The sequence below is a fragment of the Streptomyces atriruber genome (assembly GCF_001418325.1).
Lineage (GTDB): Bacteria > Actinomycetota > Actinomycetes > Streptomycetales > Streptomycetaceae > Streptomyces > Streptomyces atriruber.
In genome coordinates this window covers 1-8,926 of record NZ_LIPN01000189.1, presented here as the reverse complement: position 1 = coordinate 8,926, position 8,926 = coordinate 1, and the positions used below count along the sequence as shown (strand labels likewise).

Sequence of the window (8,926 nt, the reverse complement as noted above, 5' to 3'; positions counted from 1 at the left end):
CCGCGCCCCGCCCACCGTCCGCACAGCTGCTGCATGACGATGTTGCCGATGGCCCACGTGGCCCAGAACTGGCTGACGAACGTGGCCGGATGGGACGGGTCGAGGTCGCTGGAGTAGACCGGCAGGGCCACGTTGTGGGACGAGGAGCCGAGGCCGTCCGCGGCCCTGAGCGCGATCATCAGGGCGAGGACGGGCGCGGCACGCAACAGGAGCAGCGCGCCGACCCCTTCCCCGGCGGCGCCCTTGACCGCCTTCTCCCGAGCGGCCTGCGCACCTCCCGCCTCCTCCTTGCCCCGCTCGTCCGACTTCTCCCGCTCCGCTCTCGTACGGATCGGAAGGGAGAGCAGCACGCAGGCGGAGACCGCGAAGGTGGCGGCGTCCAGGGAGATGGCGGCGACGTATCCCAGTTGCGCGACCACGACACCCGCGGAGGCGAAACCGGCGATCATGGCGAGCGAACGCCCGGTCGCGAGGAGCGAGTTGGCCCGCAGGCGCAGCTCGCCGCCGACGATCTCGGGGATGCTGCTGCGCAGCGCGACGCCGGAGAGGGTCGAGCAGAATCCCGTCACGACGGCCAGCACGTACAACAGCCCCGCACGTCCCCCGTCGGGAGCGATGAGCAGCGCTATCATGGCGGCGCACTGCGTGAGATCGGCGCCGACCATCAACCTCTTGCGGTCGTACGCCGAGACCAGCCGTCCGCTCACAAAGCCGGAGACGACACTGGTCAACAGGCGTACGGCCATGAAGATCCCCGCGGCCAGGGCGCTGTCGGTCACCTCATAGATGAAGACGTTGAGGGCGACCATGTTCAGGTAACTGCCGTACGCCGATATGCCGTTGCCCACGACGAGCAGGCGAAAGTGCCGCAAGCTTCCCCCCTGGTCCACGCGCCGGGCGCCATCGAGAACGTGCACGGCTGCGCTCAGCCGAGGCCGTCTTCACACTCACCCGCCCCGAAGCGCGCACACAGTCCCTCGAATTGGGGACTTGACACCATCCGTCGCGCTCAGTAACGCCACGTCTCCCCTGGGTGTGCGGGGTTTCCTTTCTGTTTCTTCACGACCATGGTTAGATCACGTTGCGGCCACAGCCGTCGTACCTGTTGACAGTCCCTCCCGGAGGGAAGATGCCAGTAAGCAGCCGCCCCCCGAACCCACCGGCGTTGTCCCACAGGGAACGTCAGGTGCTGGCCCATATCGCGGCAGGCCTCTCCCACAAGCAGATCGCCCGGCGTCTGGGCATCAGCGTGCACACCGTGAGCACGTATCTGCGCCGCATCCGCAGCAAGCGCACCGCGCCCACGGTGGCCCATCTGATCCACCTCAGCCGCACGGAGGACTGCTGACGCCGCTCGGGGGGACGTCCTGCCCGTCGAGGGGAGGGCAGGAAGTGCCGCGGTGCAGTCAGCTCCCGCGCCGCACGCGTGCGGCCCTGCGGGCCTCCGCGAGCTTGCGGGCCTCGCCGGACTTGCGGGACGACTTGCCGCCCGTGCCGCGGGAGGCGTCCTTGGTGGTGCCCAGGCCGCGGAAGGGGGCGTTGGTGTTCTTGCGGCCGGTGCCGGGGCCGCCGTCGAGCGGGGTGCCCGAGGGGGCCTTCGCCCCGGTGATCCGGGTCAGCTGGGCCTCTCCCGAGCGCACCTTGGTGACGGTGGCCTCGATGCCCGCCTCGGTGGCCACGCGGCTCATGTCGCGCCGCTGCGCGGACAGCACCAGGGTGACGACCCGGCCGGACTCACCGGCCCGTGCGGTGCGGCCCGCGCGGTGCAGATAGTCCTTGGGGTCGGTCGGCGGATCGACGTTGACGACGAGGTCGAGGTCGTCGACGTGCAGGCCGCGGGCCGCGACGTTGGTCGCCACGAGGACGGTGACCTGGCCGTCCTTGAACTGTGCGAGGGTCCGGCTGCGCTGCGGCTGGGACTTGCCGCTGTGCAGGGCCGCGGCGTGGACGCCGCTGTCCCGCAGGTGCCGGGTGAGCCGGTCGACGGCGTGCTTGGTGTCCAGGAAGAGCAGGACGCGGCCGTCGCGGGCGGCGATCTCCGTGACGACGGCGTACCGGTCGGGGCCGTGGACGACCAGGACGTGGTGCTCCATCGTCGTGACCGCGCCCGCGGACGGGTCGACGGAGTGGACGACGGGGTCGTTGAGGTAACCGCTGACCAGCTGGTCGACGTCACGGTCCAGGGTGGCCGAGAACAGCATCCGCTGCCCGTCCGGGCGCACCTGGTCGAGGGCCTCCGTGACCTGCGGCAGGAAGCCCATGTCGCACATCTGGTCGGCCTCGTCGAGGACGGTGATACGGACCCGCCCCAGGCGGCAGTCCTTGCGGTCGATGAGGTCGTGCAGCCGTCCGGGGGTGGCCACGACGACCTCGGCGCCGTCGCGCAGCGCGGCGGCCTGCCGCCCGATCGACATGCCGCCGACGACCGTGGCCAGCCGCAGCCGCAGCGCCTCCGCGTACGGCGTGAGTGCCTCGGTGACCTGCTGGGCGAGCTCACGGGTGGGCACCAGGACCAGCGCGAGGGGCTGCTTGGGCTCGGCGCGCCGCCCGGCGGTGCGCGCGAGCAGGGGCAGGCCGAAGGCGAGCGTCTTGCCGGAGCCGGTGCGCCCGCGTCCCAGGACGTCCCGGCCGGCGAGGGCGCTGGGCAGGGTGGCGGCCTGGATCGGGAAGGGCTCGGTCACACCGAGCCCGTCGAGCGTCCGCAGCAGCGCGGCGGGCAGGCCCAGGTCCGCGAACGAGGAGGCCGGGGCGGCCGGGGAGGGTGAGTCCGCGGCGACCGGAGTGCCGGGGCGGTCCTGGGGGGTCATGGCGAGCCTTCCGCATCGGGAGCGTACGCGTACCGAGGAAGGCCCGGCAGGCTTCGGCCCAGCGGGCGCGGGCCTGAGTGGAGCTCCGCTCCGGCCGGGGCCGGAGCGGGTGGGGCAGACGAGCCGGGCTGTACGCCGGGTTCTGTACCGCGGGTCCTCGCGGACGTCGCGGTGACGGCCATCCATCTAGGGCCGGCATTGCTGCCGGCCTCGTGCGGTCTACCCGCGGACTCGGGCGGGCAGCCCTCGATCGTCCGCGCAGAAACGCCTTTTCCTGAGAAGAGGCGTCTCCTCTTGACCTTGCTCCAGGTGGGGTTTACCTAGCCGCCTGAGTCGCCTCAGGCGCTGGTGGTCTCTTACACCACCGTTTCACCCTTACCGAGGGCCTTGCGGTCCCCGGCGGTCTGTTCTCTGTGGCACTGTCCCGCGGGTCACCCCGGGTGGCCGTTAGCCACCACCTTGCCCTGTGGAGCCCGGACGTTCCTCGGGAAGGGCCCCCGAAGGGGTCTTCACGCGGCCGCCCGCCCGGCTCGTCTGCCGTGCCGACCATGGTACCCGCCGGTCCCCCCGGCCCGGTGCCGTGGCCGCCGTCGCCAGGAACGATCCGGCGAGGATCAGGGCGAAGGCCGCCACGACGTCCCCCGTCAGCGGCTCGTCGAGGAAGGTGGCGCCCGCCGCCACCGCCACGGCCGGGTTGACGTACGTGAAGACGACCGCGCGGGTCGGCCCCGCCTCCCTGATCAGTTCGAGGAAGACGACGAAGGCCAGGGCGGTGCAGATGACGCCGAGGCCCGCCAGCGATGCCAGGGTCGCCGTGTCGGGCACGGCCCGGGGCCGGGACGCCGCCGCGGCGGGGGCGTAGACGAGCGCGGCCAGGGCCAGGCAGGGCGCGATCAGCTGCAGGGTGGGGACGCCGCGCAGGTGCCGGGCGACGATCAGTGGGGCGACGGCGTACCCGAGGGCGGTCAGCATGACCTCCGTGAGGGACCAGGCGTCGCCGCCCGTCAGGTGGGGCACCGTGAGGACGGCGACGCCCGCCAGGCCGAGGCCGAGGCCGGTGAGGCGGCGTGCGCCGAGGCGTTCCGTGTCGCCGAAGAAGCGGGCGAGGAGGGCGCCGATGATCGGGACGGCGGCGATGAGGAGACCGGCGGTGGAGCTGGAGATGCGGCGTTCGGCGTCGGTCAGGGTCCACCACGGGCCGAGGATCTCCACGCAGGCGAAGGCCAGCACGGGACGCCAGTGCGTCCTGAGCACGCCGGTGAGCCCGCCCTGCCGCACGGCGAACGGGAGCAGGAGTGCCGCGCCGAGGGCACAGCGCGTGAAGACCACCACCGACGGCGACAGATCGCTGTCGACCGCCACTTTGATCATGAGATAGGGGATGCCCCACAGGACACCCATGAGCGAGAAGAGGAACCAGGCGCGTGCCGTCATGCGGGCAGTTTCGGCCGCCTCACCGCCCGGTGTCTTGAACGCTGTTGCGGTACGCCGCCGGGGTCACCCCGAGCACCCGGCGGAACCAGCGGGTCAGGTGCGCCTGGTCGGCGAAGCCCACCAGAGGAGCCACTTCGGAGGGGCGCAGGCCCGCCTCCAGGTGGGCACGGGCCCGGGTCACGCGGTGCTGGGCGAGCCAGGCGTAGGGCGGCATCCCCGTCGACGTACGGAAGGCGCGCAGGAGTTGGTAGCGGGACAGGCCGAGCGGAGCGGCGAGTTCGGTGAGGGTGGGCGGGGTCAGGAGTTCGTCGGCGAGCCGGCCGCGCACGGTGCGGGCGATGCGGTCGGCGCCGGGGACGCGGTCGTCGAGGGGGCGGGCGGTGCCGTGTCTGCGGGCGAGGGCGGTGAGCAGCCACGGGATCCGGGACTCGGCCTCCAGCGGGTCGGCGTGCGCGCTCAGTTCGGTGTGGGCGGCGCGCAGGGCGGCGGCCAGTTCGGGGTCGTCCACCACCGGGTCGCGGAAGTGCGGCAGGGCGGCGGTGCCCTCGGCGAGGAGGGGCAGCGCCGGGTACATGGCCCGGTAGGCGTAGCCGCCCGTCGCGCCGGGGCCGCCCGTGTGCACCTCGCCGGGGCCGAGGACGACGATGGAGCCGGGCCCGATGTCGAGCCGCCCGCCGCGGTAGTCGATGACCTCGGAGCCGCCGACGCAGACGCCGACGGTGAACTCCTCGTGGAAGTGCGGCGCGTAGCGGTGCCGGTCGAAGCGGGCGGTCAGCAGGTCGAGGGGCGGGCCGCACGGTCCGAGCGGGGCGCGGGCCCACACCGCCTGCTCGCGGGTCCGGCCCGCCTTCGTGTCCCCGCCGTTCATGCGCTGTCCGCTCCCCCGATGGATCGCCGCCCCGCCGTCTCACCGGTCCAACGCCCGCGCGCCCCTCTTCCATGCCGCCCCGAGGTCCGCGCCGTCGGGAAACGGTCCGTGGATCTCCAGGATGACCATGCCGTGCGCGAACGCCCAGGTGTCGCGGGCCAGATCGGTGTCCCCGCCGCAGGCCCGCATCAGGAGTGCGGCGGCCCGCTCCTCCAGGCCCTGCGGGAGGGCGTGGCGCGGCAGGGGGCGTTCGGTGGCCAGGCGGTAGAGGTGGGGGTGGCGCAGGGCGTAGGCGTGGTAGGCCTCGGTCAGGGCGTCGAGGGAGCCGGGGGCGGCGGTCTCGCAGACCGCCGCGGACTCGTCGGGCAGCTGCGCGATCAGCTCCACCTCCACCGCGGACTTGTCGGGGAAGTGCTTGTAGAGGGAGGGAGCCTTGATGCCGAGCCGGTCGGCGAGCGAGCGCATCGTGAGCTTCTCGGCGCCGGACTCCTCCAGGGCGGGCGGCGGCGACGATCTCCCTGACGCGGGGGGTGAGGTGCTGGTGCCGCTGGTGCTCGTGCTGGTCAGACACGCTGGAAGCCGTCCTTCGTACGCGGTCCACAGCCGAAGGCGCGATCGTACGAGATGCGGGCGAGCCAGGGGGCCGACGCGGGACTCCCTGACGCGCCCGCCGCACCACGCGCTTGACCTTGCCGCAGCGTCAACGTTTCTACTGAGCTCATGCGGATCGGAGAACTCGCCGCCCTCGTCGGCGTCACCACGCGCGCCATCCGGCACTACCACCACCAGGGCCTGCTGCCCGAGCCCGAGCGGCGCCCCAACGGCTACCGCGAGTACGGACTGCGGCACGCCGTCGTCCTGGCCCGCGTCCGGCGGCTGACCGAGCTCGGCCTCGGCCTGGCCGAGGTGCGGGACGTACTGGCGGACGACGCGGGCCGCGAGCTCGCCGAGGTCCTCGGCGAACTGGACGCGGACCTCGCCCGGCAGGAGGCCGCGATCCGCGAACGCAGGGCACGGCTGCGGTCCCTGCTCGACGACGCGGAGCGCGGCCGCCTCACTCCGGAGGGCCCCGTCTCCCCCGAACTGGCCGACTTCTTCGGCGAGATGGCCCGCTCGGCGCCGGGGCATTCGGCCCCCGAGTCCGCGATGGCGGCCAAGGACCGCGCCTTCCTCGTCCTGCTCGACACCACCGCGTCGCCGGAGGACCGGGACGCCTTCCTCACCGCGCTCCGCCCGGCGTTCGGCGCGCCGGGCGCGGCGGAGCGGGCCCACGAGGTGTACGCGCGCCTCGACGCCCTCGCCGACGCCGACCTCGCGGATCCGCGCACGGACGCCGCGGTGGACGAGGCGGCGCGGACGCTCGCCGGCATGCTGCCGGACTCGCTCCTGGCGGAGCTCGGGGTGGCGGGCGCGCTGGCGGTGGCCGACGGCCGCGGCCCCCGCGACGACGGCTTCCTGGACGCCTTCTACGCCGACTTCGCGCCCGCGCAGGCGGAGGCGGTGCGCCGCGCGATGAGACTGCTCGCGGAACGCGGCACGCCCGCACCGCCGGAGACCTTGCCGGAGAACCCGCCGGAGAAGGGAGACAAGCCATGAGCAACCGCCCGGGGCACACCGAGCACACCAGGCCCACCCCCTGGACGGAGCGCCTCAAGACGGCGGTACCGACCCCCCTGCGACGGCTCGTCGGACACGAACTGCGCATTGTGCTCAGCCTCGCGCTGTGGATGACCCGGCGACGGCACGGCGTCGACAGGACGGCGGGCGAGCGGGCCTTCGGTCACGCCCGCGGTCAGGCGCCGATCATGTACGGCCTGACGTTCGTCTGCGTCGTCGAGGCATTCGGGATGGCCGTGCTGCTGCGCGGCTACCCGACCGCCCACACCGTGATGCTGGTCATCGACGTCTACAGCGTGATCCTGATGATCGGCATCCACGCCGCGTCCGTCACCCGGCCGCACGTGCTCTCGCCGGACGCGCTGCGAGTGCGCCAGGGCGCGCACCGGGACCTGCGGATACCGCTCGCGCTGGTGGACGCCGTGCGCGCCGAGCGGCTGTTCACGCACGGGCCCGCCGACGGCGTGCTGGACCTGCCGGTCGCCTCGACGACGTCCATCACCCTGAGGCTGACCGAACCCGTGACCGCCGTCGGCCTCCTGGGGAAGCGCCGCGAGGTGACGACGGTCCGGCTGCAGGCGGACGACCCCGCACAACTCCTCGCGGCACTCAAGGATCAGCTCGCCGCACGATCAGCCGACCACCATCACGCGGGCGCGAACTGAACCTTCGCGGCGCCCGGGTCCGCCCGGGTGAGCCGGACCCGCAGCCGCTCCCCCAGGGGCAGCTTCGCCGAGCCGCCCTCGATCCGGGCCACGATCGCGGGCTCCGCCAGCTGGACGGTCCCGACCGCAGGTTCGCCCTCCTTGACGTCCACCACCACCGCGTCGAACATCTCGCCGACCCGCCCCTCCAGCAGCGCGGCCTCGACCAGGTCCACGCACTCCCGCTCCACGGTGTTGCCGCGCCGCGTGCCGTCCGCCATCTCCTTGGGCAGCTCGTCCAGGGCGGCGAGCACCCACTCCGGGGGCGGCGCGTCGGCGCAGGCCGCGAGGCAGAGCTCGGAGGCGTAGCGGTCGACGAGACGGCGCAGGGGGGCGGTGCAGTGGGTGTAGGGGGCGGCGACCGCGGCGTGCGTGGTGAGCTCGGGGACCTCGCCGCCGCGGAACGTCGTGTAGCCCGCGCCGCGCAGCAGCGTCGTGCACTCCTGGAGGAAGGCCGCGTGGTGCGAGCGGCGGGGGTCGAGGGAGCGGACGAGCTGCGCGTACGACATGTGGTGCGGCCAGTCGATGTGCAGCGCCCCCGCGGTGCGGCGCAGGCGGCTCACGGCGCCGTCGGGGGCGGTGGGCAGCGTCCGCAGCACGCCCGTACCGGAGGCGATCATGAGCTCGGCGGCGGCCATGCCGGTGAGCAGCGAGATCTGCGCGTTCCAGCCGTCGGCGGGGAGCGGGGCGCGGAAGCCCAGCTCGTACGCTCCGTCGCGCTCGACGATCTCCTGCTCGGGCACGTCCAGCGAGATGCCGCCGCGCTCGACCTCCAACTGCTCGCGCAGTCGGCCGATGTCCCGCAGCAGCGCGACGGGCTCCTCCGCGGTGCCGCTGTCGATGGCCTCCTGCACCCCTGCGTAGTCGAGCTTCGCGCGGCTGCGGACGAGGGCGCGACGTACGTCGGTCCGCTCGGCACGGCCTGCCCCGTCCAGGTCGATCGTCCACAGCACGGCCGGGCAGGTCTGCCCCGGCAGCAGACTGGCGGCGCCCTCGCTCAGCGAGGTGGGATGCAGCGGAACCTTCTCGTCGGGGAAGTACAGGGTGGTGACCCGGCGATGGGCCTCGGCATCGAGCGGCCCGCCGGGCGTCACATACGCGGCGACATCGGCGATCGCATACGTCACCCGGAACCCGCCGCCGTCGCGCCGCGCCAGGTGCATCGCCTGGTCCAGGTCGACGGAGGTGGGCGGATCGACGGTGAAGAGGGGCAGGTCCGTGGCGTCGTGCTCAGGGAGCCGGGGCGACGCGGCGGCCCGCGTGGCGTCCGCGAGGACGTCGGCGGGGAACTCCTCGGGTACGTCGAGTCTCGTACGCAGATCACGCAGCGCGGCCCGCAGGGGGGCCTCGGCTGCGCCGGTCACGCGGAGGTGGCGACGGGGCATGACCCGAGCGTATGTCCAGGCTCTCTCCGCAGCACGTGATGGCATGCGCCAGGCTTCAACGGTCATCGGCCCCCCGCACCGGGGCGGGCCCCCCGGGGGTGCCCCTAATCC

8 protein-coding genes, 1 other RNA gene and 1 pseudogene are annotated in these 8,926 nt (G+C 73.4%); 3 read left to right on the top strand and 7 right to left on the bottom strand.

The annotated features are described in order from the left end of the window. Nucleotides 1-872: MFS transporter (locus tag AOK03_RS21030; protein WP_157869020.1), on the bottom strand; the 872-nt coding region annotated here is incomplete at its 3' end. 257 nt (nucleotides 873-1,129) lie between these two features. Here AOK03_RS21030 and AOK03_RS21025 point away from each other — a divergent pair. After that, nucleotides 1,130-1,348, top strand: coding sequence for a response regulator transcription factor (locus AOK03_RS21025; protein ID WP_055566863.1), 219 nt, complete (start codon nucleotides 1,130-1,132; stop codon nucleotides 1,346-1,348). Nucleotides 1,349-1,406: 58 nt separating this feature from the next. Here AOK03_RS21025 and AOK03_RS21020 read toward each other — a convergent pair whose 3' ends face one another. The 5 genes and pseudogenes from AOK03_RS21020 to AOK03_RS21005 form a co-directional block, all read right to left on the bottom strand. Beyond that, nucleotides 1,407-2,807 (bottom strand): DEAD/DEAH box helicase, encoded by a 1,401-nt coding sequence (locus tag AOK03_RS21020; RefSeq protein ID WP_055566862.1) that lies wholly within the window; start codon nucleotides 2,805-2,807, stop codon nucleotides 1,407-1,409. Nucleotides 2,808-2,922: 115 nt separating this feature from the next. Next, an RNA gene (gene rnpB, locus AOK03_RS21035) (RNase P RNA component class A) lies at nucleotides 2,923-3,340 on the bottom strand. 118 nt (nucleotides 3,341-3,458) lie between these two features. Next, a pseudogene (locus AOK03_RS45215) lies at nucleotides 3,459-4,241 on the bottom strand (DMT family transporter); the annotation flags it as partial. Between the two features lie 19 nt (nucleotides 4,242-4,260). Beyond that, nucleotides 4,261-5,109, bottom strand: a complete 849-nt coding sequence (locus AOK03_RS21010) for an AraC family transcriptional regulator (RefSeq protein WP_055566860.1) — start codon at nucleotides 5,107-5,109, stop codon at nucleotides 4,261-4,263. Nucleotides 5,110-5,148: 39 nt separating this feature from the next. Continuing rightward, nucleotides 5,149-5,574 (bottom strand): TetR/AcrR family transcriptional regulator, encoded by a 426-nt coding sequence (locus AOK03_RS21005; RefSeq protein ID WP_107098047.1) that lies wholly within the window; start codon nucleotides 5,572-5,574, stop codon nucleotides 5,149-5,151. 255 nt (nucleotides 5,575-5,829) lie between these two features. Here AOK03_RS21005 and AOK03_RS21000 point away from each other — a divergent pair, with 255 nt between their 5' ends. Both AOK03_RS21000 and AOK03_RS20995 read left to right on the top strand, forming a co-directional pair. Beyond that, complete coding sequence (locus tag AOK03_RS21000) at nucleotides 5,830-6,705, top strand: MerR family transcriptional regulator (protein WP_063792534.1); 876 nt, start codon at nucleotides 5,830-5,832, stop codon at nucleotides 6,703-6,705. Further along, on the top strand, nucleotides 6,702-7,391 hold the full coding sequence (locus AOK03_RS20995; RefSeq protein WP_244177680.1) for a hypothetical protein: 690 nt from the start codon (nucleotides 6,702-6,704) through the stop codon (nucleotides 7,389-7,391). Before AOK03_RS21000 ends, AOK03_RS20995 begins: the two co-directional genes overlap by 4 nt. Here the strand turns inward: AOK03_RS20995 and AOK03_RS20990 are convergent. Next, on the bottom strand, nucleotides 7,373-8,815 hold the full coding sequence (locus AOK03_RS20990) for an RNB domain-containing ribonuclease (RefSeq protein ID WP_055566859.1): 1,443 nt from the start codon (nucleotides 8,813-8,815) through the stop codon (nucleotides 7,373-7,375). The genes AOK03_RS20995 and AOK03_RS20990 overlap by 19 nt on opposite strands. Nucleotides 8,816-8,926 lie beyond the last annotated feature (111 nt).

Excerpts from the sequence above, each read along its gene's own strand:
- AOK03_RS21005 (WP_107098047.1), bottom strand. The coding sequence starts at position 5,574 with ATGCGCTCGCTCGCCGACCGGCTCGGCATCAAGGCTCCCTCCCTCTAC.
- AOK03_RS20995 (WP_244177680.1), top strand. The coding sequence starts at position 6,702 with ATGAGCAACCGCCCGGGGCACACCGAGCACACCAGGCCCACCCCCTGG.
- AOK03_RS21025 (WP_055566863.1), top strand. The coding sequence starts at position 1,130 with ATGCCAGTAAGCAGCCGCCCCCCGAACCCACCGGCGTTGTCCCACAGG.
- AOK03_RS20990 (WP_055566859.1), bottom strand. The coding sequence starts at position 8,815 with ATGCCCCGTCGCCACCTCCGCGTGACCGGCGCAGCCGAGGCCCCCCTG.
- AOK03_RS21010 (WP_055566860.1), bottom strand. The coding sequence starts at position 5,109 with ATGAACGGCGGGGACACGAAGGCGGGCCGGACCCGCGAGCAGGCGGTG.
- AOK03_RS21020 (WP_055566862.1), bottom strand. The coding sequence starts at position 2,807 with ATGACCCCCCAGGACCGCCCCGGCACTCCGGTCGCCGCGGACTCACCC.
- AOK03_RS21000 (WP_063792534.1), top strand. The coding sequence starts at position 5,830 with ATGCGGATCGGAGAACTCGCCGCCCTCGTCGGCGTCACCACGCGCGCC.